Source organism: Nocardiopsis sp. EMB25, assembly GCF_026797795.1.
GTDB lineage: Bacteria > Actinomycetota > Actinomycetes > Streptosporangiales > Streptosporangiaceae > Nocardiopsis > Nocardiopsis lucentensis.
Genome location: NZ_JAMTDN010000001.1, coordinates 4,138,741 through 4,165,682, shown reverse-complemented (window position 1 = coordinate 4,165,682; position 26,942 = coordinate 4,138,741). Strand labels below are relative to the sequence as shown.

Sequence of the window (26,942 nt, the reverse complement as noted above, 5' to 3'; positions counted from 1 at the left end):
CCCATGATCCGTTGAATGTCACTCTCGGTGACGAATGGCCGGATCCGGCCACGCTCGGTTTCCATATTCATGGGATCATCGGCCTTTCTTCACCGAGTCGGGAAGGGGTCAGCGCGGCGGCCAGGAGGGTCGCCAGGGCGATCACGGAGGCGAGGCAGGCCATGAGCAGGGGCCAGGGCACCACGATCGACCAGGCCGGATTGAAGTAGCCGAAGAAGTAGGCCTCCGCCAGGACCGCCGCGGCCCCCACCGCCAGTCCCGACACACCGCCCAGCAGCACGCCGATCCCCGCCGTCGTCGCGGCCCGCGCGCCCGCGAGCCGCCGTCCGGTGCGCGGATCGGCGCCCACGACCAGCAGTGTCGCGGCGTCCCGGCGGGAGTCGAGGGCGGCCAGTCGCACGGCCACCAGGCACGACCCCACCGCCACGACCCCCGCCAGCGCCAGGAGCACGTACATCTGCCTCGTCCTCGGGGAGGAGTAGGGGCGCTCCACGAACAACTCCGCCCCGGCGGCCCCGGCCACGGCGGCGCGGGCCCGGTCCGCGCGCGCCCGGGAGGGCGCGGGGCCGTTCCCGGCGACCAGGCCGACGGTGGCCGCCTCGCCTCCCCACTCCGCCAGCATCTCCGGAGGAACGATCAGGGCGTACTGCGCGCTGGGCCACTCCACGACGGTGGCGGGCACCCGTACCCGCCGACCGTCCTCGAACGGCTCCTCGCCGCTGACGGAGGCGGGTTCCTCGTGCGAGCGGCGGAATCCGACCCGGGCGTGGCCGTCCGGCCACAGGTCCAGGTCCCGCGTCACGACGGCCCTCCCCTCCGCCAGCGCCGCGGCCGCCTCCTCCGCGCCGGGCAGTCCCAGGGCGCGGACGAGGGTCCCGTCGTCCACGAGGGGCGCGGCCCCCAGCGCGCCGCCCCACATCACCTGGCGGTTCTGGTCGCCGTTGGCCTTCATGGGGGCGCAGTCGGGGGAGTCCAGGGGGACCGGTGCGGTGATCGGCTCCGTCCGTATCTCCTCCGGAGGCCAGACGGCCCAGTCCGGACAGGGCTGTCCGGGGTCGGGCACGGGGGCGACCTCCATCCGGGTGTCGATCATCCGCACCGGGACGACGTCGTTCTCCGGGAAGTGCTCGCGCAGGGCGGCCTCGGCCTCGTCCGCCGTTGAGGCGGACGCGCCGTCGGGCAGGTACACCAGCGTCGTGCCGACCGCCGCGCGGGGGAAGTGCCTGCGACCCTCGTGCGCGATCGCGGAGGAGGTGAAGACGGCGACCGCGGCCAGGGAGGCGACGGCGGCGATGGTGACGGTCGCGGCCATGGCGGTGCGCTCGCCGTTGCGGGCGGCGTCCCTGAGGGCGAGCCGGCCCGCCAGCGGCAGGCGTCCGGCCAGCCGGGCCAGTGCGGTCACCACGAGGGGCGTGCCCAGCACGGCAGCCCCCGTGGCCACCAGCGCGGCGGGGACGAACAGCCACGGGGTCGCCGTCCGAAACGCCGTCCCGGCCAGGACCGCCGCCAGCAGTGCGGTGACGGACGCGACCCCCGCGCGGCGCCGCCGGGTGGCCGCCGCCGGACGGCTGGAGAGCACCGCCACCGGGTCGGTCCGCCCGGCGCGCAGGGCGGGCGGGAGCGCGGCGGCCAGTGCGGTCAGGGCGCCCAGCGCCCAGAACGCGGCGAGGTCCGCCGCGGGCAGGATCAGTGAGGGAAAGACCGGGTCGCCGACGTGGCGCAGACCGGCCGACACCGCCCAGGCCGCGCCCAGTCCCGCCAGCGCGCCCACGGCGCCGGCTCCGCCGCCGACGGCCGCCGCCCCCAGGAGCACGGTCCGGCGCAGGGTCTGCGCGTCGCCGCCCTGAGCGCTGACCAGAGCCAGGTCACGCTCGGCGCGGCGGGCGCGCACGGCGAACGCGGGTCCCATGACCAGGCACGCCAGGACTGTTCCGGCGGCGAGTCCGCCCAGGAACAGCAGCCGGGTGTCCGGGCCCGCGGTGGGCTGGCCGCTCAGGAGGGGGACCTCGGCGGGAGGGGGCGGGTCGGAGACCACCGCACGGCTGTAGACGGTCGATCCGGTCTCGTTGATCCGCAGGACGCGGTCCCACGTCACCGGTTCGGACCCGGTCACGAACCACACCGACACCGCGGTCGCGGTACCGAGCTCTCCGCCGGTGTCCAGCAGCGTGCCCGGCGCCAGGACGACCTGGGCGGGGTTGCGACTGGCCGGGGCCACACCCGTGACCGTGACGGTACGGGCGTCGCCGCCGTCCGCGGCGAGTGCGATCCCGTCGCCCGGCTCCAGGGACAGGCGTCGGGCCAGTTCCCGGCTCACCAGGGCCTCGCCCGGTTCGGTGGGCGCGGTCCCCTCCAGGGGCGCGAAGGCGTCGGCGAGCGGGCCGTCGACGGGGGCCTCCAGGGCCTCCAGGCCCTCGGTGGCCCGGTCGCCGCTTCGGGCCGTCACGGTGCCCGTCACCGCCCGGACCAGATCCGATCCCTCGGGGAGGAGGTCGAGCAGGGTCGCCTCGTACTCCTCGGGCGACGGCGGTTCGGCGTCCGCGCCACCGACCATGAGGTCGTCGCGCGGCGTCTGCTGGACCGGGCCGGGCAGGTGCCAGGTGATCCGTGCCTGGGCGGAGTCGCCGAGCATCATGCGGTTGAGGACGGCGGCGGGCGGGGTGATCGAGCGGAGCAGGACGTCCCCCGCGGTAGCCCCCGCCACCACGAGGACGACGGCTGCGGCGATGAGCGCGGTCGCGGCGCGGTTGCGCGCCGCGTCCCGGAGCGCCAGGCGCAGCGCGGCCCGCCACGGAGCGGTGAGGGAGCGCGCCATCACACCCCGCCCTCGGTGTCCGCCGTGATCAGTGCCTCCAGGCCGAGCCGGCCGCCGGTGGAGGTGGCGACCCGGCCGTCACGGAGGAAGACCGTGCGGTCGGCCCAGGCGGCGTAACGGGAGTCGTGGGTGACCAGGAGTCCGGCGGCGCCCTGGTCGACGCGGTCGCGCAGCAGGGCGACGACGTCCTCGCCCGTGGTCGAGTCCAGGGCGCCGGTCGGTTCGTCGGCGAGGATCAGCCGCCGCGGCCCGACCAGGGCGCGGGCGATCGCGACGCGCTGACGCTGGCCCCCGGAGAGCTGCTCGGGGAAACGGTCGGCCCGGTCGGACAGGCCCACGTCGTCCAACGCGGCGGTGGTCAGCGGACGGGCCTCGCGCGGGGGCAGGCCGTCCAGTTCCAGGGGGAGGCTGACGTTCTCGGCGGCGGTCAGGGAGGGGATGAGGTTGAAGTCCTGGAAGACGTAGCCGATCCGGCGGCGGCGCAGGGCCGCGCGCTGGCGGGCGGTCAGCGCCTCCAGGGCGTCGCCCTCGACCAGGACCGAGCCCCGGGTCGGGGTGTCCAACCCGCCGGCGAGGTTGAGCAGCGTCGTCTTCCCGGAGCCGGACGGGCCCATGACGGCGACGAGTTCGCCGGGCGCGACGTCGAGGTCGATGTCGGTGAGCGCGTCGACGCGGGTGGGTCCCTCGCCGTAGACGCGGGTGACGCCGCGCAGACTCAGCTGGGGGGTGGGGGCGTCGGTCACCGGCTCGCCTCCGGGCGTCGCGCCGCCTCCGGGGCACGCGTGGCCGCGGGCGCGGAGGCTCCGCCACGTGTGCGCGAGGCCCGTGCCAGGCGGGACTCGACGTGGTCGAGCCACTGCATCTCAGCCTGGGCCGAGAAGACGAGCGCGTCCAGGACCAGGTCCCAGGCCAGGTCCGCGTTCGGGTCCTCCTCCGTGGCCTCCCGCCCGCGGCCCGACCGCTTCAGGCGCGTGTAGTCCTGGAGACCGCGCAGGGTCTCGGCGCGCTGGGCGTCCACGACGGCGCGCACGTCGACCCCCGGCGTGGTGACCGCGAGCGCGAGCTTGAGCGCGAGTTCGTCGCGGGCGGGGGCGCCGCGCTTGACGGGGCTGTTCCACCACGACTCGACCTCGGTCCGTCCGGCGTCGGTCAGGGCGTACCGCTCGGGTGCCTCGGGGTCGTCGTCGTGAACGGAGGCGATGAGTCCGTCGCGCTCCAGGCGACCCAGGGTGGTGTAGGCCTGCCCGATGTTGAGCGGCCACGTGCCACCGCTGCGCGCCTCGAACTCGGCGCGGAGCTGGTACCCGTGCTTGGGGCCGTGGGAGAGCAGGGCGAGGAACCCCTGGCGGACTGACATGAGACACCTACTTACTGAGTAACTAGCTCCACGATACTTACTCGGTAACTAATCGCGCAAGGCTTCGGGTCAAGGGATCGCGACGCACGGTGAAATCGCTGGTGCGCGCATACGAATCGCCCTCGTTTACGCCGATCTCACGATCGAGCGGGTACTGTTTGCGATGTGATCTGTCCCAAGTGCCAGAGCCCCATGCGTACCTACGACCGACAGGGCGTCCACATCGACCGGTGTGACGTCTGCCAGGGCATCTTCCTGGACCGGGGTGAGCTGGAGAGCATCATCGCGGCCGAGCAGCGCCACTACGCGGCGCCGCCTCCGCCGGACCCGAGCGCCCCCCAGCCCGGTTACCACCAGGCCCCGCCGCAGCCCTACCCCCAGGCTCCGCCGCCGGGGTACCGCCAGGGCGGTTACCCCGACTCCCCGCGCGGCTACGGCGGCTATCCCGACTCCCCGCGCGGCTACGGGGGGTACCGGGACTCGCCCAAGCCCTACCGCGGTCGGCGCAAGAAGAGCTTCCTGGAAGAGCTCTTCGACTGAGCCGCGCGTGCATCCGCTGATCTGCACGCGCTGCGGGGAGTGGAACGAGACCCCGGACACCAGCGCGGGCGCGTCCGTCCTGCGCTGTGTCGCGTGTGGGCTGACCCGGCCGTTCGCGCGCCTGCCGCTGTACTGCGTGTCGGGCCCGAGCGGCACCGGGAAGTCCACCATCGCCGGGCTGCTGCTCGAACGACTCCGCGACCGCTTCGTCGTGCTCGAACAGGACCTGCTGTGGGTGGGCGGTCTTCGTGACCCCGCCGGGCACCACCGCCTGTTCCGCTCCACCTGGCTGCGCACCGCCGCCATGGTGCAGCAGAACGGGCGGCCGGTCGTGCTGTGCGGGACCGTGGTCCCCCCGGAGCTCGAGCCCCTCCCCGAGCGCGCGCTGTTCTCCGACATCCACTACCTGGCGCTGACCTGCGACCCCGACGTCCTCGCCGAACGGCTGAGGGCCCGTCCCGCCTGGCGTGAGTGGGACGAGGAACGGATCGCCGAGACGCTCGACTACGCCGCGTGGGTCGCGGGGGAGGGGCCCCGCCTCGACCCGCCGCTGACCCTCGTCGACACCACCGGCACCGGACCCGAGCGGACCGCCGAGACCGTGGTTCGGTGGGTCGAGGATCTGCACGCGCGCTCCGGCGCGGCGGCCTGACCCTCGACCTCGGGCGTCGTCTCCCCGGCCACGGACACCGAAGCCGCGAACGCCGACGGCCACGGACACCGAAGCCGCGAACGCCGACGGCCCCGGGCGCGCGCCCGGGGCCGTCGGCGTTCCGTTCGTGGGCGGTCGGGGCCCGAACCTCAGAAGTCGAAGCCGCCGAAGTCGCCTCCGCCGAAGTCCCCGCCCCCGAAGTCGTCACCGCCGACGTCCCCGACGTCGCCCATGTCACCGGCGCCCATCATGCCGCCGCCCAGCATCGACCCCATCATGGAGCCCATCATCATGCCGGTGAACATGCCCATCATCATGTCCATGCCGAAGTAGCCGCCGGCGTAGGGCGAGTAGGCCGGTCCCGCGTCGTAGTACGGCCGTCGCTCACCGCCCACCTCGACCAGGCGCACGTCCGGCTGTCCGCCGGTCCGCACGGCCTGCGCGCACGCGGCGCACGCGGTGACCGAGCGGGGGGCGCCGCCGGGCGGGGCCCAGGTGACGTCCTCGGTGGACGGGCCGTGCTGCGGGTTGAAGAAGCAGGGGCCGCGCCGCTCGGGCACCGGCTCGCCGCTCATCCGCGCCCGGGTCGCGCTCATGTAGTAGCGGCCGTCCTCCAGGGCGCTGGTGACCATGCGGACCTGGTCGGGCTCGGAGATGGTGTCGAGCAGGGACTTGGCCTGGTCGTAGGAGTCCATCGCCCGCGTGTAGTCGGCGCGGGTGGCCTCGTCGACGGCGGTGAGGTCGATCTCCAGGCGGGCGACGTCCTCGCCGAGCCGGACGACGTCCTCGGTGGCCATCTGCCGGATCTCGGCGAGTTCCCTGGCCTTCTGGGCCGCGCGCTTCTTGCGGCTGTTGTGGACGAACCAGCCTCCCGCCGCGACCACGAGCACCAGGACGGCGAGCAGGACGACGCCGGAGACCGCGCCGGAGGCGGCGTCGGACTCGGCCTGTTCGACGGCGTCGGGCACGGCGGCCAGGGTGTCGATCTGGTTCCCCGCGCCCTCGTCGAGCGCGATCTGCCGGACCGCCTCGGTGTCCTCGATGTCGGGGGAGGTGACGCGGAAGGCGTCGGAACCGGCCAGGATGCCGTAGGCGCCGTCGCCGACCTCGGCCATCACCGGCTCCATGACGGCGTTCAGGCCGGTGTCGGAGCCGGCGGCCCCGGTCGGCAGGATCACGTAGTAGACCGGCACCTCCGACCCGGCCACGACCGCCTCCAGGGCGGATTCGTCGGCGGCGGGGATCTGGTCGATGCTGGGGTCGATGAAGACACCGTCGCCCTCCAGCTCGTCGACGATGTCCTGGGTGTCGGGCAGCTCGGGCGGGGTGTCGGCCGCGGCGGGCATCGCCGAGGCGGTCACGACCGCCGCCGCGAGCCCGGCGGTCAGGACTGTGGGTGTTACCAAGCGGCGCAGCATGTCGTTCCTCTCGCCTCCGTCACTAGCAGGGACGAACGGGATGTCCGCACAGTTCCCGCCACGGCCACGGTCTCACCGTGTCCTTCGCCCCACAACGCGGCGCGGCCCGCCGGAGGTGTCTCCGGCGGGCCGCGGTGTGCTGCGGGATCGGGCGGGTCAGCGCCTGGCGGTGGTGGCGGGCTCCCCGGCCTCGTCCTCCGCCTCCGGCGCCGTGTCGTCGCCCTTCACCTCGACGGGTCGGGCGAGCTCCTCGTCCAGCGGGACGAAGCCGCTGGCGCCGCGCGGGGCGTGGTAGCGGGCCACGTCGAGGATGCCCTCGCGCTTGGCGACGATCGCCGGGACGAACGCCTGGCCAGCCACGTTGGTGGCGGTGCGGCCCATGTCCAGGATCGGGTCGACCGCCAGCAGCAGGCCGACGCCCTCCAGGGGCAGGCCCACCGTGGACAGGGTCAGGGTGAGCATCACGGTCGCGCCGGTGGTGCCCGCGGTCGCGGCCGAGCCGATCACCGAGACGAACACGATCAGCAGGTAGTCGGTCAGGCTCAGGCTGACCTCGGGGAAGAACTGGGCGACGAAGATCGCCGAGATCGCCGGGTAGATCGCTGCGCAGCCGTCCATCTTGGTGGTGGCGCCGAACGGGACGGCGAACGCGGAGTAGTGGCGCGGCACGCCGAGGTTCTGCTCGGCGACCCGCTGGGTGACGGGCAGGGTGCCCATGGAGGAGCGGGAGACGAAGCCGAGCTGGACGGCGGGCCAGACGCCGGTGAAGTACTTGACCGGGGACAGGCCGTTGAGGCGGGCGATCACCGGGTAGACGACGAACACCACCAGCGCCAGGCCGACGTAGATGGCCAGGGAGAACTTGCCGAGCGCGCCGATGGTGGTCCAGCCGTAGCTGTAGACCGCGTTGCCCAGCAGGCCGACGGTGCCGATCGGGGCGAGGCGGATGACCCACCACAGGGCCTTGAGGACGACGTCCAGGGCGGAGGCGGTGAAGTTGATGAACGGCTCGGCGGACTTGCCGACCTTCACCGCCGCGATGCCCAGGACCACGGCGATCACGATGAGCTGGAGCGCGTTGAACGACAGCGACGTGCTCAGCGAACCGTCGTCGGCCGCGGAGGTGCTCGCCGTCAGACCGAGGAAGTTGGTCGGGACGATGCTCTCGATGAAGGCGATCCAGGAGCCCTGCGTGGAGGGCTCGGCGGCGGTCGAGGCGTCCACGCCGCTGTTGAGGCCGGGCCGGAAGAGCAGCCCGAGGCCGATGCCGATCGCGACGGCGACCAGGGCGGTGACGGCGAACCAGAGCAGCGTCTTCCAGGCCAACCGGGCGGCGCCCGCGACGTTGCGCAGGTTGGCGATCGAGGAGATGACCGCGAGGACGATCAGCGGCGGGACGATCGTGCGCAGCAGCGTCACGAAGATCGAGCCGACGGTCTGGAGGGCCGTGGCGAGCCAGTTCGGCTCACCGTCGCCGGTGGTGCCCAGTTGGAGGGCGACGACACCGAGGGCGAGGCCCAGGATCAGACCGCCCAGGACCTGGACGGAGAAGGGGATGCGTGCGAACGGATTTCGCGAACGTGCGGTGGCACTCTGCGAGGACACGGAGGTGACTCCAGAAGGGTGGCGATGACAGCCGAGGGTCCGACGGCACGGTCGGAACCGCCGGGTCGGCTTCGGGGCAGGGATGGGGGTATCACCGGGAAGGGGTGACACACGGGACGGGTGCGCGGCGCGCGCCTCGACGGGCGCGCGTGAACCTAGCTACACGCGTGACAGCCGCGGCGGCACAGGTCGATGTGCCACCGTCGCGTCAGTCCCCAGATGTTCGTCACGATCAAGGACAATAACGTCAAACCCTTACTTATTCCATACGCGTCATGGGATGAATCCTGTGTGGGTTCATCCGGAGCGCCCGTGTCCAGGGGGTTTCGCTGGAGAGGACTGGGCGGGAGTGTGGTGAGGCGCACGCCGGGTGTGGGACCGCCCCAAGGGCCCTGTGGATAACTTCGTCACAGGATGGCGCGGGTCGCTACGATGGGTGACGGAAGGTGATCCGTCGAACCGAGGGGCGCCATGTCCGTTCCACCAGTACCCGGGCAACCGGATCCGGAACTCGATGGCATGCTGCTGCTCCCCATGCCGCCGACGGACGGCTTCACCGCTGACGATCTCGACCGCCTCCCCGGTCTTCCGCGTCACACCGAACTCATCGACGGCAGCCTGGTCCTCAGAAGCCCCCAGGGGCGGTGGCACTCGGCCGTCAAGACACTGTTGAGCCGCCAGATGGACGCCCAGATCCCGGGCGACCTGTACGTCTACCGGGAGTTCACGGTCAGGCTCGGCGAGAGGCAGCGGCCCGAGCCCGATCTCATGCTGGTGCGGGGGGACGGCCGGACGGGGCCGGACTCCACATGGATCGGACCGGAGCCGGTGCTCCTCGTCGTCGAGGTGGTCACACCCGAGTCCGAGATCAGGGATCGGGAGCGCAAGCCCCGGATCTACGCTCAGGCCGGGGTCCCGCACCTGTGGCGGGTGGAGCGGGAGGAGAACCGAACGATCGCGGTTCACGTGTACGCCCTGGATCCGGTCACCCGGTGCTACATGTCCGCCGGTGTGTCCCGGGGTCGTCTCCGGGTCGACGACCCCTGTCCGCTCGACATCGACCTGACCCGCCCCGAACGGTAGTGAACGGACCTGGACACCCGGGGAGGAAGCGGCCCGGGAACCGCGAAGGGGAGCTGTCTGTTCGGGATGCGCGAAGAGGCGGGCAGCGGTGCCGGACACACGAGGGGGGAGGCCCCGGCCCCGGCGCCTCCCCCCGTGACTCAGACGTCCGGGCGCTAGGCGTCCGGGCGCTAGACGGTATGTAGTGAGGGTTCGCGAAAAGGGCCGGGACCCCGCTCACACGTTGCCGTGGGTTGCCGACCAGGCAGAACCTGGACGGTAGTGCCTACATGTGTGGGAGGTCCCGGTGTCTTTCGAGCCTACGACCGTCGGCCTGGACGTGCACGCCCGCACCACCACCGCGTGCGCGATCTGCGGCCCCACCGGCGAAATCATCACCACCCGCCTGACCAGCGACCACACCCAGATCCTCGGCTGGATCACCGGCCTCACGACCCCGGTCCGTGTCACCTATGAGGCCGGCCCCACCGGCTTCGCCCTGGCCCGTACCCTGACCGGGGCCGGAATCGACTGCGTGGTGGCCGCCCCGTCCAAACTCCAACGACCCAGCGGCGACCGGATCAAGACCGACGCCCGCGACGCACTGCACCTGGCCCGCCTGCTCCGCCTCGGCGAGATCACCCCGGTCCGGGTGCCCACCCCAACCCGTGAAGCGGCCCGGGACCTGTCCCGGGCCCGCGAGGACGCCCGCGCCGACCTGATGCGCGCCCGCCACCGCCTGTCCAAGCTCCTGCTGCGCCAGGGCCTGCTCTGGGAAGGCAAGAACACCTGGACCTGGGCCCACCACGACTGGATCAGCCGCCAGCGCTTCACCGAACCGGCCCTGCAGGCGGCCTTCGAAGCCGCCCACGAGCAGGTCCTGCTCACCCAGGCCCGCCGTGACCGGCTGGACACGGCCATCATCACCGCGGCCACCGAACCGGAGTGGGCGGCGATGGTGGCCCGGCTGCGCTGCCTGCGCGGAATCTCGACACTGACCGCGTTCGGCCTCGCGGTGGAGATCGGCGACTGGGAACGCTTCACCGGGGCCACCATCGCCTCCTACGTGGGTCTGGTCCCCAGCGAGCACTCCTCGGGCTCCTCCCGCAGGCTGGGGCCCATCACCAAGACCGGCAACACCCACGTGCGCCGGTTGCTGGTCGAGGCCGCCTGGCACCACCGCCGCCCCTACCGCCGACCCACCCGGGACATGCGCGCCCGCTGGGAGCAGGCACCCGTGCAGGTGCGCGCACGCGCCCACGCGGGCAACCACCGCCTGCACCAGCGCTGGCGGCGTTTGGACGAGCGCGGTAAGAAACCCGTGGTCGCGGCGGTCGCGATCGCCCGGGAGCTGGCCGGGTGGTGCTGGAGCCTGGCCACGGCACGAGAGTGAGCCCCGCCCAAGCCGGTCGGTGGGAGCGCTCAGCCGGGGACACCGCGTGAGGAACAATCCACGAAACACCTATGAGCAGCCGGTTCGGTTCCGGCCACGCTCGTCTACTAGACCGTGGTTTCGTTCCCGCCGAACAGTCCGTCCTGCGGTATCCAACCCGCGCATATCAGTCTGACCACGCGTCGTGCATGACACGCGAACCGGGTTGCGCTCTCCCGCCGACCCCCATACCGGGCCCGCGGGGCCTTCTCGCTACGCCCAGGGTCGTCACGCCCCCCGCTGGTAGTCAAGGTCGTTCGTCCCTCGCTGAAGCTCGGGGCGCTCCACCTTGACTTCCAGCTCAGCGTGACGGGATGGCGGCTATCGAACAAGGCCGGGAAGCGCCACGGCGGGTATCAGCGGTGACAGATCACCACCTATCGCCGCTGGTCAGCGCTGTGCTCTTGACAAACAACCTCTACATATCAGGTGTATTGACCACGGAGGTTGGTAACACCCACCCCGGCTGACACACGACAAGAGGGCCTTCGGTATCGGTGTGGATTGCGACGTCTACACCAGCTCACCAGAAGGCCCTCGATGCCCCACACTACCCACGCCAACGCCCGCCTGACCCCCGCAGGACGCCTGCTCCTGGCCCAGTGCGTCGTCGAGGACGGCTGGCCGCTGCGGCGGGCCGCCGAACGCTTCCAGGTCAGTCCCACCACCGCCAAACGGTGGGCCACCCGCTACAGGGCCCTGGGCTCGGCCGGGATGACCGACGCCTCCAGCCGCCCGGCCCGCTCGCCCCGGCGCACCCCCACCCGACGCGAACGCCGCGTCATCAAGCTCCGCGTCACCCACCGGTGGGGTCCGGCCCGTATCGGCGGCCACCTGCGCATGCACGCCTCGACCGTGCACCGGATCCTGACCCGGCACCGCATGTCCCGCCTGGCGCATCTGGACCGGGCCACCGGACGGACGGTACGCCGCTACGAACGGACCCGGCCCGGCGAGTTGGTGCACGTGGACATCAAGAAACTCGGCAACATCCCCACCGGCGGCGGCCACAAAGTCCTGGGACGCCCCCAGGGCCGCAAACACCGTGCCAAGGCCGGGTACGCCTATGTGCACAACGCCGTGGACGACCACTCCCGGTTGGCCTACAGCGAGATCCTGGCCGACGAGAGGAAGGAGACCGCGACCGGCTTCTGGGAACGCGCGCATGCCTACTTCGCGTCGGTCGGCATCACGGTGGAGCGGGTGCTGACCGACAACGGGGCCTGCTACAAGTCCCACGCCTGGCGCGATGTGCTCGCCGACCAGAAGATCAAGCACAAGCGCACCCGCCCCTACCGGCCCCAGACCAACGGCAAGGTCGAGCGGTTCAACCGCATCCTGGTCGAGGAGTGGGCCTACGCCCGCCCCTACACCAGCGAGGCCGAGCGGCGGGAGGCGTTCGGGCAGTGGTTGCATCACTACAATCACCACCGGTTCCACACCGCACTCGGCGGCCCTCCCGCCTCCCGTGTTCCTAACCTCTCAGGTCAGTACACCTAGGCGTCCTTGATGTCGCAGACCACGGCGCCGTTGGCGACGGTCTCACCCGCGGCCAGACCCAGCCCCGTGATCACACCCGCCTTGTGCGCGTTCAGCGGCTGCTCCATCTTCATCGCCTCGATGACCACCACCGGGTCGCCCTCGGCGACCTGCTGGCCCTCCTCGGCCACCAGCTTGACCACCGTGCCCTGCATCGGCGACACCAGCGAGTCCCCGCTGGCCGCCGCCGAACCGGAGCCGCCCCGGCGCGCGGACCGCTTCCTCTTCGCCCCGCCCGCACCCGGGGCCGCGGCCGTCGCGGACCCCAGACCGGCGGGCAGCACCACGTCGATCCGCTTACCGCCCACCTCCACGGTCACCGTCTCGCGCTCGACGGGATCGGCCGTGCCGGGCTCGCCGGCCCACGGCTCGACGCGGTTGTCGAACTCGGTCTCGATCCACCGCGTGTACACCCCGAACGCCTCGTCCGGGTCGGCCGGGGCGAACGCCGGGTCGGTCACGACCGCCTGGTGGAACGGGATCACCGTGGGCATCCCGCCCACCGTGAACTCCGCCAGCGCCCGCCGCGACCGCTGGAGCGCCTCCTGCCTGGTGCGGCCGGTGACGATGAGCTTGGCCACCATCGAGTCGAAGGCCTGCGGCACGGTGAACCCGGCCTCGCACCCGGTGTCCACCCGCACACCCGGACCCGCGGGCAGGTTCAGCTCGGTGATGGTGCCCGGCGCGGGCATGAAGCCCCGCCCGGCGTCCTCGGCGTTGATCCGGAACTCGAAGGAGTGTCCGCGCACCTCGGGGTCGCCATAACCCAGCTCCTGGCCGTCGGCCACCCGGAACATCTCCCGCACCAGGTCGATCCCGGTGACCTCCTCGGTGACCGGGTGCTCCACCTGAAGGCGGGTGTTGACCTCCAGGAACGAGATCGTGCCGTCCACCCCGACCAGGAACTCGCACGTGCCCGCACCCACGTACCCGGCCTCTTTGAGGATGGCCTTGGACGAGGCGTACAGCCGCTCCATCTGGGCCTCGGACAGGAACGGGGCCGGGGCCTCCTCCACCAGCTTCTGGTGGCGGCGCTGCAGCGAGCAGTCGCGGGTGGAGACCACCACGACGTTGCCGTGGGTGTCGGCCAGGCACTGGGTCTCCACGTGGCGGGGCTTGTCCAGGTAGCGCTCCACGAAGCACTCCCCGCGCCCGAACGCGGTGACGGCCTCGCGCACCGCCGACTCGTAGGCGCCCTCGACCTCCTCCAGGGTGTAGGCGACCTTCAACCCGCGCCCGCCGCCGCCGAACGCGGCCTTGATCGCGACCGGCACGCCGTGTTCCTCGGCGAAGGCCACCACCTCCGCGGCCGAGTCGACCGGGTCGGGGGTGCCGGCCACCAGCGGGGCGCCGACCTTCTGCGCGATGTGGCGGGCCTGGACCTTGTCGCCCAGGGCGGTGATCGCCGCGGGGGGCGGGCCGATCCAGGTCAGGCCGGCGTCGATGACGGCCTGGGCGAAGTCGGCGTTCTCGGCCAGGAACCCGTAGCCGGGGTGGACCGCGTCGGCCCCGGACTCGGCGGCCACGGCCAGGAGCTTGGCGATGTCCAGGTAGGAGTCGGCGGGGGTGGACCCGCCCAGGGAGTGGGCCTCGTCGGCGATCTTGACGTGCAGGGCGTCCAGGTCGGGTTCGGCGTAGACGGCGACGCTGGCCAGACCGGCGTCCCGACAGGCACGGGCGATGCGCACGGCGATCTCGCCGCGGTTGGCGATCAGAACTTTACGCACGGTGGGAAATCCTCCTGCTGTGGCACGGAGCGGGAGCGCGCCGTCCGCTCAACGGAAAGTCTATGGATCGGGGTGACGTGGTCACCTGGTGCTGAGCCGCCAGGCGCCGGGCCCGGGCCGCGTCGGGACCTGGGTGCGCAGGTTCCGAGCGCGGTCTCTCCAACCGGAGACCGGTTCCGTCGCCCTGGTGGTGTCGGTGGCGCGTCGGGCCGCCGCGCGTGCGCTGAGCACGGCGGTGAGGGCCGCGAGCTCCTCGTCGGAGGGGGCACCGCGGACCACGACCACGTGTGGCGGGAGTTTCGGTTCACTCACAGCGGGATGTTCCCGTGCTTCTTGGGCGGAAGCTGCTTGCGCTTGTTCCGCAGGGCCTTCAGGGCCTTGGACACTTGGTCCCGGGTCTCGGAGGGCATGATCACCCCGTCCACGTAGCCGCGTTCGGCCGCCGAGTAGGGGTTGAGGAGCGTGTCCTCGTACTCCGTGACCAGCCGTGCGCGCTCGGCCTCGACGTCGTCGGCCTCGGCCAGCGTGCGCCGGTGCAGGATGTTCACGGCGCCCTGGGCGCCCATGACGGCGATCTGCGCGGTCGGCCACGCCAGGTTGACGTCGGCGCCCAGGTGCTTGGACCCCATGACGTCGTAGGCGCCGCCGAAGGCCTTGCGCGTGATCACGGTGATCAGCGGGACGGTGGCCTCGGCGTAGGCGTAGAGCAGCTTGGCGCCGCGCCGGATGATGCCGTCCCACTCCTGGTCGGTGCCGGGCAGGAAGCCGGGCACGTCCACGAAGGTCAGGACCGGGACGTTGAAGGCGTCGCAGGTGCGGACGAACCTCGCGGCCTTCTCGGAGGCGTCGATGTCCAGGCAACCCGCGAAGCTCATGGGCTGGTTCGCGACCACGCCCACGGAGCGTCCGTCGACGCGGCCGAAGCCCACCACGATGTTGGTGGCGAACTGGGCGTGGACCTCCAGGAAGTCGCCGTCGTCGAGGACCGCCTCGATGACCCGCTTCATGTCGTAGGGCTGGTTGGCCGAGTCCGGGATGAACGCGTCCAGGGCCAGGTCGGTGTCGGTGGGCTCGTCGCCCGGCTCCTCCTCGGGAGGCAGAACCGGTGCCTCTTCGAGGTTGTTGTCGGGCAGGTGGGACAGGAGCGTGCGAACGTACTCGATGGCGTCCCGCTCGTCGGCGCCCATGTAGTGGGCCACACCCGACTTGGTGTTGTGGGTGCGGGCGCCGCCCAGCTCCTCCATCGACACGTCCTCACCGGTGACGGTCTTGATGACGTCGGGGCCGGTGATGAACATCTGGGAGGTCTCGTCGACCATGACGACGAAGTCGGTGAGGGCGGGCGAGTAGACGTGCCCGCCCGCCGCCGCGCCCATGACGAGCGAGATCTGCGGGATGACGCCGGAGGCGTGGGTGTTGCGCTTGAAGATCTCCGCGTACAGGCCCAGCGAGACGACACCCTCCTGGATGCGCGCGCCGCCGCCCTCGTTGATGCCCACGACGGGGCAGCCGTTGGTGAGGGCGTGGTCGAGGACCTTGGTGATCTTCTCGCCGTAGACCTCGCCGAGGGACCCGCCGAAGACGGTGACGTCCTGGCTGAAGACGGCGACGGGGCGGCCGTCGACCGTCCCGTGGCCGGTGACGACGCCATCGCCGTAGGGCCGGTTGCGGTCCAGCCCGAAGCTGGTCGAGCGGTGTCGGGCCAGGGCGTCGAACTCCACGAACGAGCCCGGGTCGAGGAGGGCGTCGATCCGCTCGCGAGCGGTCATCTTGCCCTTGGCGTGCTGTTTCTCAACGGCTCGCTCCGAACCCGCGTGGACGGCCTCGTAGCGCCGTCGTTGCAGGTCTGCGAGCTTGCCCGCGGTCGTGTGGATGTCGATCTCAGCCGCGGACAGCGGTTCTGGGGCTTCGGTGGCCATGACACCCCAGGTTAGTCGTGTGGACGTCCAAGGAACCTATCCGGGTTTGGGTTACTCACCAGTAACCCATGCCCAGGTCACAGGGGCGCCACGCCCGGGAGGGGCGCCGAAAACCGGGCGGATCGCGGAATTGGCGCGTGACCGAATGTGAATTCATCGCCGTCGCACACAATTGTTAACGCACTGGCAAAACCGACGAAATCCGCCCCCCGAACGCGTCCGTGCAGGCACGCCCTCTGTAGTCTCGGCCCCATGACAGCGGTTAGCGCAGAACGCGACAGTGCCCGGCAGGAAGTTCCCGAGCAGCTTCGGAATGACGTCAAACTGCTCGGCGAGATGCTCGGAACGGTCCTGGCCGAAAGCGGCGGCAAGGACCTTCTCGCCGATGTCGAGAAGCTCAGGCACGCCGTGATCGGCGCACGCGACGGTTCGGTCTCCAGCGACGAGATCACCGCGATCGTCGCCGCCTGGCCCCTGGAGCGCGCCAAGCAGGTGGCGCGCGCCTTCACCGTGTACTTCCACCTCGCCAACCTGGCCGAGGAGCACCAGCGCATGCGCGCCCTGCGCGAGCGCGACGACGCCGCCAACCCGCCCCACGAGTCCCTGGCCGCCGCCGTGCGCGCGGTCCGGGACACCGACGGGGGCGAGGAGCGGCTGGGCGAACTCGTCGCGGGCATGGAGTTCCACCCCGTGCTCACGGCGCACCCGACCGAGGCCCGCAGGCGCGCGGTGTCCACGTCCATCCTGCGCATCAGCGCCCAGCTGGACGCCTGGCACGCCGCCCACGAGGGCAGTAGCGCCGCGGCCGAGGCCCACCGGCGGCTGCTGGAGGAGATCGACCTGCTCTGGCGCACGTCCCAGCTGCGCTACACCAAGCTCGACCCGCTCGACGAGGTGCGCACCGCGCTCGCGGCGTTCGACGAGACGATCTTCGACGTCATCCCGCAGGTCTACCGGACCCTGGACGCCGCGATCGACCCCGAGGGCACCGGTGTGCGGCCCCCGCGCGCGACACCGTTCGTCCGCTACGGCAGCTGGATCGGCGGCGACCGCGACGGCAACCCGTTCGTCACCCACGAGGTGACGCGCGAGGCCGTGCGCATCCAGTCCGAGCACGTGCTGCGCGGCCTGGAGCGGTCCTGCGACCGCGTGGCGCGCACCCTGACCGCCTACTCCAACCTCACCCCGGCCAGTCCCGCGCTGCTGGACGCGCTCTCCGCCGCCAGGGCGGGGCACCCCGACCTGATGTCGGACGTCGTCAAGCGCTCGCCCAACGAACCGCACCGCCAGGCGCTGCTGCTGGGAGCCGCACGGCTGCGCGCCACACGCGAACGCGACGCCGACCTGGCCTACCCCACCGCCGACGACTTCCTCGCCGACCTGCGGACCGTTCAGGACTCGCTGGTCGAGGCCGGTGCCGTCCGCCAGGCCTACGGTGAGCTCCAGCACCTCATCTGGCAGGCCGAGACCTTCGGTTTCCACCTGGCGGAGCTGGAGGTGCGCCAGCACAGCGAGGTGCACGCCGCGGCCCTGGCCGAGCTGCGGGCCGGGAAGCGCCCCTCCGAGCGCACGGAGGAGGTCCTGGCGACCCTGCGGGTGATCTCCTGGATCCAGGAGCGCTTCGGCGTGGAGGCCTGCCGCCGCTACATCGTCAGCTTCACGCGCTCGGCCGAGGACATCGCGGCCGTGTACGAGCTGGCCGCCCACGCGCTGCCAGCCGACCGGGTACCGGTCCTGGACGTCATCCCGCTGTTCGAGACCGGCGCCGACCTGGACGCCTCGCCCGGCGTCCTCGACGGCATGCTGGAGCTGCCGCAGGTCCGGCGCCGACTCGACGAGACCGGCCGGCGGATCGAGGTCATGCTCGGCTACAGCGACTCGGCCAAGGACGTCGGCCCGGTCAGCGCCACGCTGCGGCTGTACGACGCCCAGGCCCGACTCGCGGCGTGGGCGCGCGACCACGACGTGCGGCTGACGCTCTTCCACGGCCGGGGCGGTTCCCTGGGCCGCGGCGGCGGCCCGGCCAGCCGGGCGCTGCTCGCGCAGGCGCCGGGTTCGGTCGGCGGGCGGTTCAAGGTGACCGAGCAGGGTGAGGTCATCTTCGCCCGCTACGGGCAGCACGCCATCGCCCGCCGCCACATCGAGCAGGTCGGCCACGCCGTCCTCATGGCCTCCACCGACGCCGTCCAGGAGCGCGAGCGCTCCGCCGCCGAGCGGTTCCGCCCGTTCGCGGACACCATCGCGGCGGCCGCCCAGGAGACCTACCTGGACCTGATCAACACCGAGGACTTCGCGCTGTGGTTCTCCCGGGTCAGCCCCCTGGAGGAGCTGGGCGAGCTGCGCCTGGGATCGCGGCCCGCGCGTCGCGGCAAGGCCAAGGGCCTGGGGGACCTGCGCGCGATCCCGTGGGTGTTCGCCTGGACCCAGACCCGCGTCAACCTGCCCGGCTGGTACGGGCTCGGCACCGGTCTGGCGGCGGTCGAGGACGTCTCGGTGCTCCAGGAGGCCTACCGCGAGTGGCCGATGTTCGCGTCGCTGCTGGACAACGCGGAGATGAGCCTGGCCAAGACCGACCGCACCATCGCCGAGCGCTACCTGGCCCTGGGCGGTCGGCCGGAGCTGAGCGAGCGGGTGCTGGCCGAGTACGACCGCACGCGTGAGCTGGTGCTGAAGGTGACCGGGCACAGCCGCCTGCTGGAGAACCGCGCGGTGCTCTCGCGGGCGGTGGACCTGCGCAACCCGTACGTGGACGCGCTGTCCCACCTCCAGTTGCGCGCGCTGGAGGCGCTGCGGGGTGAGGAGTCGGGCTCCCTGTCCGAGCAGGACCAGCAGCACCTGGAGCGCTTGCTGCTGCTCTCGGTCAACGGTGTGGCCGCCGGGCTCCAGAACACCGGCTGACCCCGGACGGATACGACGCGCCCCCGCACCCGAGGCCAGGGTGCGGGGGCGCGGTCGTTCGTGCTCGGGGTCAGGCCGGGAACTCCGCGGTGTCCAGCGTGACGCCGAACGGTTCGGGAAGGTGGATCTCCTTGCCGAAGGGGACCTTCGTCGCCGAGGTGTACCGGCCGTTCTCGGGCTCGGAGAAGAGGGTGACCTCGCCCTTGCCCGTCTGCGGATCCCAGCGGTCGACCAGCAGGTAGAGGGGGATCCCGGCGTGCGCGTATCCCCACAGCTTGGCCTTGCGGTCCTTTTCCGCGGTGCTCTTGGACGTCACCTCGACCACGAGAATCGCTTCAGCAGCCGGATTCTCAGCGTTGGGATCAGAGGCCGTCTCAGGGAGAACCATCAGATCCGGGATGTACAGACTGCCAATGCGCGGGACCCGAATGTCCTGGGCCTGATGAAGCTCTGCCTCCGGAAGCTGGCTGCCCGGGCGCAGGATCTCGCGGTAGATCTCCCTCTGGATCCTGGAGACGATGACGTTGTGATCGTACTTGGGGGGAGTCATGATCCTGATGTCGCCTTCGATGATCTCGGCCCGCCACCCCTCGGGCAGGTCCAGCTCTTCCCAAGCGCGCAAGACGACGTCCCAGTAGGACGGTACGGCGGTCACTGTCTCGGTTTCCGCTTCCGCTTCCGCGATACTCATCTGTCGCGCCACCTCCGGTAGCTGAACGTAGCAACGCGTCATCACCGATGTGCTGGTTTCAGGGTAACCGGTGGTCCTCCACAGCGCGGAGTTTTCCACAGCGGTTCCGGCGCTGCTGTAATGGGCGCATGGCCCACGACACCGACGACCTCCCGCGCCCGCCGCTCGACCCGACCGCGCTCAACGCCGCCCTGGCACGCCCCGGCGGGATGTGGCACGGCGTCGACGTCCTCCCGGCCGTGGGCTCCACCAACACCGAACTGCTCACCTGTGCCAGGGCCGGGGCGCCGCACGGCAGCGTGCTGGCCACCGAGCACCAGACCGCCGGGCGCGGCCGCCTCGGGCGCGGCTTCACCACCCCCGACCGCGCCGCGCTCACCTTCTCCGTCCTCCTGCGCACCACCGTCCCCGCGGACACCCTCGGCTGGCTGTCCATGCTCATGGGGGTGGCCGCGGTCGGCGCGGTCCGCCGGGTGACCGGAGTCCCCGCCGCGCTGAAGTGGCCCAACGACGTCATCGTCCCCGCCGAGGTCCGCGCCGAGGGCGCGACCGCCGACGGCAAGCTCGCGGGCATCCTCTCCGAGGCCGACTTCTCCGACCCCGACGCCCCGGCCGTCGTCGTCGGCATGGGCGTGAACGTCTCACAAACCCGCGCCGAACTCCCCGTGGACACCGCCGTCTCCCTGCGCGGCGAGGGCGCCGCGGACCTGGACCGCTCCGCGCTGCTCGGCGCCGTCCTGGGCGGGTTCGAGGAGCTGTACACCGTGTGGTCGGCCGCCGACGGTGACGCCGAGGCCAGTGGGCTGGCCGACGCCTACCGGGGCATGTGCGTCACCCTGGGGCGCCGGGTGCGCGTCCACCTTCCCGGTGAGGAACTGCTGGAGGGCACGGCGACCGGTGTCGACGCCCACGCCAGGCTCGTGGTGGAGGGGCCCAAGGGCGGGCGGGAGCTCAGCGCGGGCGACGTCGTCCACGTCCGGCCCGGTTCCTGACCGGGTGATCCCACCCCTGGGGAACGCGGCGGGGGTGTGGAACGTTGTCGGTTCAGTCCGCGTCCCAGCGGAGGACGGGGCCTCATCCGGCCCTGGTCGGCCGAGGCTCCGGGCGTAAGCTGGAGAGGAACCGCCGGAACGAACCGAGCGCCGCACCGTCGGCCCAGTGGCGAACTGCTGGTTCCCCGTACACGCGGGGATGGTCTGAGAGAGAACGTATGCCGTCGCGTCCCGACCCGAAAGCGATCGAGTCCGCCCTGCTCGGCGGTGAACCGGTCTACACCAGGGAGCAGGCGGTCGAGCTCTCCGGAGCCGACCCCGAACTCGCGGGCCGCGTCTGGCGCGCCCTCGGCTTCCCGACCCACGGCGAGGACTCCGTCGTCTTCGCCGAGAGCGACGTCGAGGCCCTGCGCATCGCCAACTCCCTCCTGGAGGAGGGCGTCCTGGACGAGGAGGGCGTCGTCCGCTTCGCCCGCGCGATGGGCCAGACCATGGCCCGCCTCGCCGACTGGCAGACGAGCATCCTCAGCACGCTCATCTTCAAGGACGGCGACGACTCCGCCGCCAGCCCGCTGATGAACCAGGTCAAGGAGCTCCTGCCCGACGTGGAGCGGCTCCTGCTGCACATCTGGCGGCGCCAGCTGGCCGCCTCCACGGCGCGCACCCTGGCGGTGATGTCCAGCAACAACGACATCGTCCCCAACTACTACCCGCTCATCGTCGGCTTCGCGGACCTGGTCTCCTTCACCACGCTCAGCCGCGAGCTGGACGAGGTCGAGCTGGCCGAGGTGGTCGAGGGCTTCGAGGCCACCGCCGCCGACATCGTCGCCTCCGGGGGCGGGCGCGTCGTCAAGACCCTCGGTGACGAGGTGCTCTACGTCGCCGACTCCCCGCGCGAGGCCGCGGACATCGCCCTGCGCCTGGCCTCCGGCGTCAAGACGCACGTGGAGGTCCCCGACGTCCGGGTCGGTGTCGCCTACGGCCCCGTCCTCACCCTGCACGGGGACGTGTTCGGCACGACGGTCAACCGGTCCAGCCGCCTGACCTCCTTCGCCCGCCCCGGCACCGTCCTCATCGACGACAACCTCGCCGAGAGCCTCACGGGGGAGGAGGGGCTCCAGGTGGTGAAGGTGAGGGCCCGCCACGCGCACGGCCTCGGCCTCATCCAGCCCTACACCCTGCGCCGCGACTTCGAGCCGGGCGGCCACTGACGGCGCGGCCCCCCGGAAAACGCCGCGTGCCCGACCGGGCCGGGGGATAGGCTGCCACACAGAGTCGGCCCGCGACGCAGACAGGATGTGAGCCTTGTCGAGTGCCCCTCCTCCCGTGGAGAGACTGCGCACCTCGGGCGTCTTCAGCCTGGAGGGCAGTGATTTCGACGTCGAGAACAACGTGTGGATCGTCGGCGACGCCGACACCGCCGTCGTGATCGACGCAGCCCACGACCACGAGCGCATCGCCCGGGGCCTGGGCGACCGCGAGCTCATGGCGATCGTGTGCACCCACGGGCACAGCGACCACGTGAACGCGGCGGTCGCCCTGGCCGACCTCACCGACACCCCGATCCTGCTGCACCCCGACGACGCCGAACTGTGGCACCAGGTGTACCCGAACCGCGAGCCGGACGCCCCGCTCCTGCACGGGGAGACCCTCGTCGCCGGGGGAGTGGAGCTGCGCGTCCTGCACACCCCGGGGCACACGCCCGGCGGGGTCTGCCTGTACGCACCGGAGATCGGGACGCTGTTCAGCGGGGACACGCTGTTCCCCGGCGGGCCGGGCGCCACGGGGCAGCCGTTCTCGGACTTCCCGACGATCATCGCCTCCATCCGCGACCACCTGGTCGGCCTGCCGCCGGAGACCGTCGTGCACCCCGGACACGGTGAGTCGACCACCGTCGCCGAGGCCGCCGAGCACCTGGACGAGTGGGCGAAGCGGGGCTTCTGAGGCCGCGACAACCCGTGGCGCGGCACCGGCCCGACACCGCGGACCCCGCACCCCGCCTCTGATCCCTTTCCCCTGAACCCCGTACCGCTCCCGGTGCGGGGTTTTCCGCATGCCCTCCGGCCGGGGCGGAGCCTTCCTACCGCGCGACCCGTGCGTCCCGGCGGAAACCGATGTGATTCATTGCACTCAGTGCATCGGTGCACTGCGGTGCAATAAGCTCCTAGTGTGACGTCATGGCCGACAATCCACCGTCCACCACGAACCGCCGCGAAGCGCTCAAGGCCCGGCACCGCCGGGCGATCATCAACGCGGCCGCGGAACTCATCGACGAGCGGGGCGGGCCGACCTTCACCGTCGACGAACTGGCGGCACGGGCGGACGTGGCCAGGCGGACCGTGTTCAACCACTTCGCGTCCCTGGACGACGTCGTCATGGAGGTGTGCGGCGAGGCGGTCAGCGACCTGACCGAGACCTTCCGCCGCAGTCTGGAGGCCCGGGCCGCGAGCGGCGGGGGGTCGATGGCCGACCAGTTCGCCGACGCCCTGCGCGAGACCGACCTGCTCTCCACCATCACCTACATGACCGGGATCCTCGGCGGTCGCCGTCGAGACCTCTGCGGCAGGGAACTGGTTCTGGTGGACCGGGTGATGAACGAGTTCAGCGCGTCCCTGGCACGAACCCTGGAAAGCCACCACACCGACGTCGACCCCTTCGACGTGCACGTGCTGGTCGCCTCGGTCATCGCCGGCCTCATGGCCGTACTCCACCACTGGGACCAGGCCACGGGCGGGGTCGACACCCCCGAGTCCCGACAGGTCTGGAACGGCTTCCAGGAACGCCTGTTCGCCACCCTGCGCGACGGGTTCGGCCGCGGCTCCGACGGCTCCGCCTGACACCCACCCCACCCCACCACGACACGGGAAGACCACCCATGGCAGAACTGCTCTACCGACTCGGCCGCGCCGCCGCCAGACGCGCGTGGACCGTGATCGCCCTGTGGCTGGCCGCCCTCCTGGCCGCCGCGGGAGCCTACGCACTCTTCGCCGGGGAACTGGAGGAGACCTTCTCCCTCCCCGGCACCCCGACCTCGGAGGTCAGCGACCGGCTCGCCGACGAGTTCTCCGGTATGGGCGGCGGCAGCGGCACCATCGTCCTGCGCACCCAGGACGGAGAACCCTTCACCGACGAGCAGCGCTCCGACGTCCTCGACCGCCTCGACGAGGCCGAGGGGGTCGACGGCGTCGAGTCCGCCGCCGACCCGTTCGCGATCGAGGCGCGGCGCGAGGCGCAACGGGAGGAGATCGACGAGGGCCGCGCCGAGATCACGGGCGGCCGCGAGGAGATCGAAGCCGGGCTGGGCGAACTGGAGACCGCCCGCGAGCAGGCGGAGGCGGCGGGGACACTCGACGCCGTCGCCCCCCAGCTCGACCCGCAGATCACCGAACTCGAAGGCAATCTCGCCGAACTGGAGGAGGGCGAGCAGAACCTGGAGGAGGGCGCCCGCCTCCTCGAACTGTCCGACGGCATCCGCATGGTGTCCGAGGACGGCGCCACCGCCCTGGTCACGGTGGCCTTCACCGAGGAACAGAACGAGATCGCCCAGGAGACCAAGGACGAGGTCATCGCGGCCTTCGAGGAGATCCCCGGCGTTGACACCGAGTTCGGCTCCGACGTCGCCATGACCGCCCCCGAGCTCTTCGGCGTGGGTGAGGCGGTCGGCCTCGCCGTGGCCGCGGTCGTCCTCGTCATCATGCTGGGCACCCTGGTCGGCGCCGGACTCCCGCTCGTGCAGGCGCTCGTCGGCGTGGGCGTGGCACTGCTGGCCGCGCTGGCGCTGTCGGACCTGGTGGCCATGTCGTCGGTGACACCGATCCTGGGCATGATGCTCGGCCTGGCGGTCGGGATCGACTACGCGCTGTTCATCATCCACCGGCACCGCCGCCAGGCACGGGGCGGACTCGACATCCGGGAGTCGATCGCCCTGGCCAACGGCACGGCGGGCAACGCCGTGGTGTTCGCCGGTGCCACGGTGCTCGTGGCGCTGCTCGGACTCAACCTGACCGGCATCGACTTCCTCGGGATGATGGGGAACGTCGGGGCCCTCGCCGTCGCTGTCGCGGTCCTGGTGGCGGTGACCCTCACCCCGGCGCTGCTGTCGCTGGTGGGCGGGCGCATCCTCTCCCGTAAGGAGCGGGCCTCGGCGGGGGCGGCCACCGCCGGGCACGACGAGGCCACGGCGCGCCCGATGCGCACCCTGGGCGCCCTGGTCAAGGTCGTGCTGGTGACCGGCGCGCTGCTGGTGGTCGCCGTGCCCGCGCTCGACCTGCGTCTGGGGCTTCCGGACGGATCCAGCGAGGCGCACGACTCCACCCAGTACCGCGCCTACACGGCCGTGGACGAGGCGTTCGGAGCGGGGGCCAACGGCCCGCTCGTCGTGGTGGCGGACCTGCCGGGGTCGCAGGACGAGGAGGAGGCCGCCGGGCAGCAGCTGAGGGTCGCCGAGGAGATCGCCGACCAGGACGCGGTGGCGGCCGTCGCGCCCGTGGCGCTGTCCGACGACCGGAGCGTGTCCGTCTTCCAGGTCGTGCCGACCGAGGGGCCGTCGAGCGAGTCGACCGAGGCGCTCGTCCACGAGCTGCGCGGACTGGACCCGTTCGACGACGGCGCGGAGCTGGGCGTGGCGGGGACCGCGAGCGGCAACATCGACATCTCCGACAAGCTCAGCGACGCCCTGCCCGGCTACCTCGCGGTGGTCGTGGGGTTCTCACTGGTCATCCTGCTCGTGGTGTTCCGGTCGCTCCTGGTGCCGGTCGTGGCCACGCTCGGGTTCGTGCTGTCCTTCGCCGCCGCGCTCGGCGGCGTGGTGGCCATCTACCAGTGGGGGTGGCTGGGCGGCGTGTTCGGCGTCGACAGCCCCGGCCCGGTGCTGAGCTTCCTGCCGACGATCATGGTCGGCATCCTGTTCGGGCTGGCGATGGACTACATGCTGTTCCTGGGGTCGGGGATGCGTGAGGCGTACGTCCACGGGGCGCCGGCGCGGTCGGCGGTCCAGAAGGGGCTGATCGCCGGGCGCGCGGTGGTCACGGCGGCCGCGGTCATCATGATCTCGGTGTTCGCGGGGTTCATCTTCTCCCACACCACCATGATCAGGCCGGTGGGCTTCGCCCTGGCGTTCGGCGTCCTGGTGGACGCGTTCGCGGTGCGGCTGACGCTGATCCCCGCGCTGCTGCACCTGGCCGGTGACAAGGCCTGGTGGCTGCCGCGCTGGTTGGACCGGATCCTGCCGGACGTCGACGTGGAGGGGGCCCGCCTGGAGCGGGTGCACACCCCGGACTCCGGTCGGGAGGAGGAGACCCCCGAGCCCGTCGGCACCACGGTCGGCTCGTAACCCGCCAGGGACACCCGCCCCCGTCGGAGCGGCCGTCACGGTCGCACCGGCGGGGGCGTGTCGTGGCATCGAGAACGTCGGGAGACCCCGGCCCGTGGCTCAGCCCTCCCTCTCCCTGCGCCTCCACGCCCGCGCCACCCCCGTGGACACGACCGCTCCCACCAGCCACAGAACCCAGAGCAGGGCGACCAGCCAGGTCACACCGCCGAGGGCGGTGGTGCAGATCAGTGCCACGAGTGTGATCAGTGTGATGGTCAGGTGCACACGATCTCTGGTCGCCATCCGGTTCCTCTCGTTCCTGGGGGCGAACACCGAGCGCCGGTCGCCCGGCCCCCAAACCATGAGCACTACCCCCGCGACCCGATTCCACACGGGGACGGAGGGAGCCGCGCGCCATGGGCCGGGTCGGCGGACGTCCACGGCTGGGCGGGTATCCGGACCAGTGGAGGGGACGGGGCTTCCGCGGACGCGAAAACCCGTGGCGCGCGGTGTTGGAGTCCCCGTAGGTTGGCCGCACACCGACCCGGGAGGACACACATGACCATGCCGCGCAAGGGCACCCGTCGCATCACCGTCGACGGTGTCGCCTACCGCTGGCGGGTGCGGGCCCGTCCCACGCGCGCGGAGCTGGCCCGGGCCCACGGACGGTTCGGTTTCGCGGTGGAGGCCGTCGACACCCCCGGACACCCGCTGGTGGTCACGCTCGACCATCCGCGTCCCTCCGGTGACGGCTGCTGCCCCTTCGGCCCGCCGTCGGAGGGCCGTGACCCGGAGCCCGTCACCCCGGCCCGCGTGGCCGAGGCCGTTCGCGCGGCCCTGAGCGAGGGCTGGGCGCCCGGAACCCCCGGCGGGCCGTTCCGGTACGCGCTCCGGACGGAACTCGCCGCCTCGGTCCAGCTGAGGGGACACGCCGCGTTGGTGCGGGGGCGCTGAGGGAGCCGGTCGCTTCCGGAACCGGGGACC

General features: G+C 71.9%; 22 protein-coding genes. 12 read left to right on the top strand and 10 right to left on the bottom strand.

All coding sequences use genetic code 11. From position 1 onward, the window contains the following. Positions 1–67: 67 nt before the first annotated feature. Genes KIK06_RS18055 through KIK06_RS18045 form a run of 3 tightly spaced genes read right to left on the bottom strand, consistent with a single transcriptional unit; the run spans position 68 to position 4,172 of the window. On the bottom strand, positions 68–2,815 hold the full coding sequence (locus KIK06_RS18055) for a hypothetical protein (protein ID WP_268644304.1): 2,748 nt from the start codon (positions 2,813–2,815) through the stop codon (positions 68–70). Next, on the bottom strand, positions 2,815–3,558 hold the full coding sequence (locus KIK06_RS18050; RefSeq protein ID WP_268644302.1) for an ABC transporter ATP-binding protein: 744 nt from the start codon (positions 3,556–3,558) through the stop codon (positions 2,815–2,817). Before KIK06_RS18050 ends, KIK06_RS18055 begins: the two co-directional genes overlap by 1 nt. Then, complete coding sequence (locus KIK06_RS18045) at positions 3,555–4,172, bottom strand: PadR family transcriptional regulator (RefSeq protein WP_017597046.1); 618 nt, start codon at positions 4,170–4,172, stop codon at positions 3,555–3,557. Before KIK06_RS18045 ends, KIK06_RS18050 begins: the two co-directional genes overlap by 4 nt. A 165-nt stretch (positions 4,173–4,337) precedes the next feature. Between KIK06_RS18045 and KIK06_RS18040 the strand changes: the two genes are divergently transcribed. Together KIK06_RS18040 and KIK06_RS18035 are read left to right on the top strand one after the other, a co-directional pair. Further along, complete coding sequence (locus KIK06_RS18040) at positions 4,338–4,712, top strand: TFIIB-type zinc ribbon-containing protein (protein ID WP_083924021.1); 375 nt, start codon at positions 4,338–4,340, stop codon at positions 4,710–4,712. A gap of 7 nt (positions 4,713–4,719) precedes the next feature. Further along, positions 4,720–5,364: an AAA family ATPase gene (locus KIK06_RS18035; RefSeq protein ID WP_268644300.1), complete on the top strand. Its 645-nt coding sequence runs from the start codon at positions 4,720–4,722 to the stop codon at positions 5,362–5,364. Positions 5,365–5,513: 149 nt separating this feature from the next. Here the strand turns inward: KIK06_RS18035 and KIK06_RS18030 are convergent, their stop codons facing one another. Beyond that, entirely contained in the window at positions 5,514–6,782 is a 1,269-nt protein-coding gene (locus tag KIK06_RS18030) for a chemotaxis protein CheA (protein ID WP_268644298.1), read from the bottom strand. Between the two features lie 156 nt (positions 6,783–6,938). Further along, positions 6,939–8,387 carry a dicarboxylate/amino acid:cation symporter gene (locus KIK06_RS18025; protein WP_268644296.1) on the bottom strand — a complete coding sequence of 483 codons (1,449 nt, stop codon included), beginning with the start codon at positions 8,385–8,387 and terminating at the stop codon, positions 6,939–6,941. 519 nt (positions 8,388–8,906) lie between these two features. Here KIK06_RS18025 and KIK06_RS18020 point away from each other — a divergent pair. The 3 genes from KIK06_RS18020 (at position 8,907) to KIK06_RS18010 (ending at position 12,381) form a co-directional block, all read left to right on the top strand. Next, on the top strand, positions 8,907–9,470 hold the full coding sequence (locus KIK06_RS18020; RefSeq protein WP_268644294.1) for a Uma2 family endonuclease: 564 nt from the start codon (positions 8,907–8,909) through the stop codon (positions 9,468–9,470). A gap of 286 nt (positions 9,471–9,756) precedes the next feature. After that, the gene (locus KIK06_RS18015; protein WP_268641589.1) at positions 9,757–10,842 is read left to right on the top strand and encodes an IS110 family transposase; all 1,086 of its coding nucleotides are present in this window, start codon (positions 9,757–9,759) and stop codon (positions 10,840–10,842) included. Between the two features lie 579 nt (positions 10,843–11,421). After that, the gene (locus KIK06_RS18010) at positions 11,422–12,381 is read left to right on the top strand and encodes an IS481 family transposase (RefSeq protein WP_268644291.1); all 960 of its coding nucleotides are present in this window, start codon (positions 11,422–11,424) and stop codon (positions 12,379–12,381) included. Here the strand turns inward: KIK06_RS18010 and KIK06_RS18005 are convergent. From KIK06_RS18005 to KIK06_RS17995, 3 genes are all read right to left on the bottom strand, one after another. Beyond that, positions 12,378–14,147 (bottom strand): acetyl/propionyl/methylcrotonyl-CoA carboxylase subunit alpha, encoded by a 1,770-nt coding sequence (locus tag KIK06_RS18005; RefSeq protein WP_268644289.1) that lies wholly within the window; start codon positions 14,145–14,147, stop codon positions 12,378–12,380. The genes KIK06_RS18010 and KIK06_RS18005 overlap by 4 nt on opposite strands. A gap of 81 nt (positions 14,148–14,228) precedes the next feature. Beyond that, on the bottom strand, positions 14,229–14,459 hold the full coding sequence (locus KIK06_RS18000; RefSeq protein ID WP_268644287.1) for an acyl-CoA carboxylase subunit epsilon: 231 nt from the start codon (positions 14,457–14,459) through the stop codon (positions 14,229–14,231). Then, on the bottom strand, positions 14,456–16,066 hold the full coding sequence (locus KIK06_RS17995) for an acyl-CoA carboxylase subunit beta (protein WP_268644285.1): 1,611 nt from the start codon (positions 16,064–16,066) through the stop codon (positions 14,456–14,458). Before KIK06_RS17995 ends, KIK06_RS18000 begins: the two co-directional genes overlap by 4 nt. A gap of 252 nt (positions 16,067–16,318) precedes the next feature. Between KIK06_RS17995 and KIK06_RS17990 the strand changes: the two genes are divergently transcribed. Next, a complete protein-coding gene (locus tag KIK06_RS17990) occupies positions 16,319–18,964 on the top strand; it encodes a phosphoenolpyruvate carboxylase (RefSeq protein WP_268644283.1) in 2,646 nt (881 codons plus the stop codon). Between the two features lie 70 nt (positions 18,965–19,034). Here the strand turns inward: KIK06_RS17990 and KIK06_RS17985 are convergent, their stop codons facing one another. Beyond that, positions 19,035–19,655: a Uma2 family endonuclease gene (locus KIK06_RS17985; RefSeq protein WP_268644281.1), complete on the bottom strand. Its 621-nt coding sequence runs from the start codon at positions 19,653–19,655 to the stop codon at positions 19,035–19,037. Between the two features lie 128 nt (positions 19,656–19,783). On the opposite strand from KIK06_RS17985, the gene KIK06_RS17980 reads away from it, so the two are divergent. From KIK06_RS17980 to KIK06_RS17960, 5 genes are all read left to right on the top strand, one after another. Continuing rightward, the gene (locus KIK06_RS17980) at positions 19,784–20,647 is read left to right on the top strand and encodes a biotin--[acetyl-CoA-carboxylase] ligase (RefSeq protein WP_268644280.1); all 864 of its coding nucleotides are present in this window, start codon (positions 19,784–19,786) and stop codon (positions 20,645–20,647) included. A gap of 218 nt (positions 20,648–20,865) precedes the next feature. Beyond that, positions 20,866–21,858 carry an adenylate/guanylate cyclase domain-containing protein gene (locus KIK06_RS17975; RefSeq protein WP_017597033.1) on the top strand — a complete coding sequence of 331 codons (993 nt, stop codon included), beginning with the start codon at positions 20,866–20,868 and terminating at the stop codon, positions 21,856–21,858. Positions 21,859–21,973: 115 nt separating this feature from the next. Then, on the top strand, positions 21,974–22,591 hold the full coding sequence (locus KIK06_RS17970; RefSeq protein ID WP_268644278.1) for an MBL fold metallo-hydrolase: 618 nt from the start codon (positions 21,974–21,976) through the stop codon (positions 22,589–22,591). A 233-nt stretch (positions 22,592–22,824) separates the two neighbouring features. Beyond that, positions 22,825–23,484 (top strand): TetR/AcrR family transcriptional regulator, encoded by a 660-nt coding sequence (locus KIK06_RS17965; RefSeq protein ID WP_268644276.1) that lies wholly within the window; start codon positions 22,825–22,827, stop codon positions 23,482–23,484. A gap of 38 nt (positions 23,485–23,522) precedes the next feature. Further along, positions 23,523–25,979: an MMPL family transporter gene (locus KIK06_RS17960; protein ID WP_268644273.1), complete on the top strand. Its 2,457-nt coding sequence runs from the start codon at positions 23,523–23,525 to the stop codon at positions 25,977–25,979. Positions 25,980–26,078: 99 nt separating this feature from the next. On the opposite strand, the gene KIK06_RS17955 is transcribed toward KIK06_RS17960, so the two are convergent. After that, a complete protein-coding gene (locus KIK06_RS17955; RefSeq protein WP_083924020.1) occupies positions 26,079–26,261 on the bottom strand; it encodes a hypothetical protein in 183 nt (60 codons plus the stop codon). 255 nt (positions 26,262–26,516) lie between these two features. Here KIK06_RS17955 and KIK06_RS17950 point away from each other — a divergent pair, with 255 nt between their 5' ends. Beyond that, a complete protein-coding gene (locus KIK06_RS17950; protein WP_268644270.1) occupies positions 26,517–26,912 on the top strand; it encodes a hypothetical protein in 396 nt (131 codons plus the stop codon). The last annotated feature ends 30 nt before the right edge of the window (positions 26,913–26,942 follow it).

Coding starts and splice junctions, on each gene's coding strand:
- KIK06_RS18055 (WP_268644304.1), bottom strand. CDS start 2,815: ATGGCGCGCTCCCTCACCGCTCCGTGGCGGGCCGCGCTGCGCCTGGCG.
- KIK06_RS18045 (WP_017597046.1), bottom strand. CDS start 4,172: ATGTCAGTCCGCCAGGGGTTCCTCGCCCTGCTCTCCCACGGCCCCAAG.
- KIK06_RS18030 (WP_268644298.1), bottom strand. CDS start 6,782: ATGCTGCGCCGCTTGGTAACACCCACAGTCCTGACCGCCGGGCTCGCG.
- KIK06_RS18020 (WP_268644294.1), top strand. CDS start 8,907: ATGCTGCTGCTCCCCATGCCGCCGACGGACGGCTTCACCGCTGACGAT.
- KIK06_RS18010 (WP_268644291.1), top strand. CDS start 11,422: ATGCCCCACACTACCCACGCCAACGCCCGCCTGACCCCCGCAGGACGC.
- KIK06_RS17995 (WP_268644285.1), bottom strand. CDS start 16,066: ATGGCCACCGAAGCCCCAGAACCGCTGTCCGCGGCTGAGATCGACATC.
- KIK06_RS17990 (WP_268644283.1), top strand. CDS start 16,319: ATGACAGCGGTTAGCGCAGAACGCGACAGTGCCCGGCAGGAAGTTCCC.
- KIK06_RS17985 (WP_268644281.1), bottom strand. CDS start 19,655: ATGAGTATCGCGGAAGCGGAAGCGGAAACCGAGACAGTGACCGCCGTA.
- KIK06_RS17980 (WP_268644280.1), top strand. CDS start 19,784: ATGGCCCACGACACCGACGACCTCCCGCGCCCGCCGCTCGACCCGACC.
- KIK06_RS17975 (WP_017597033.1), top strand. CDS start 20,866: ATGCCGTCGCGTCCCGACCCGAAAGCGATCGAGTCCGCCCTGCTCGGC.
- KIK06_RS17965 (WP_268644276.1), top strand. CDS start 22,825: ATGGCCGACAATCCACCGTCCACCACGAACCGCCGCGAAGCGCTCAAG.
- KIK06_RS17960 (WP_268644273.1), top strand. CDS start 23,523: ATGGCAGAACTGCTCTACCGACTCGGCCGCGCCGCCGCCAGACGCGCG.
- KIK06_RS17955 (WP_083924020.1), bottom strand. CDS start 26,261: ATGGCGACCAGAGATCGTGTGCACCTGACCATCACACTGATCACACTC.
- KIK06_RS17950 (WP_268644270.1), top strand. CDS start 26,517: ATGACCATGCCGCGCAAGGGCACCCGTCGCATCACCGTCGACGGTGTC.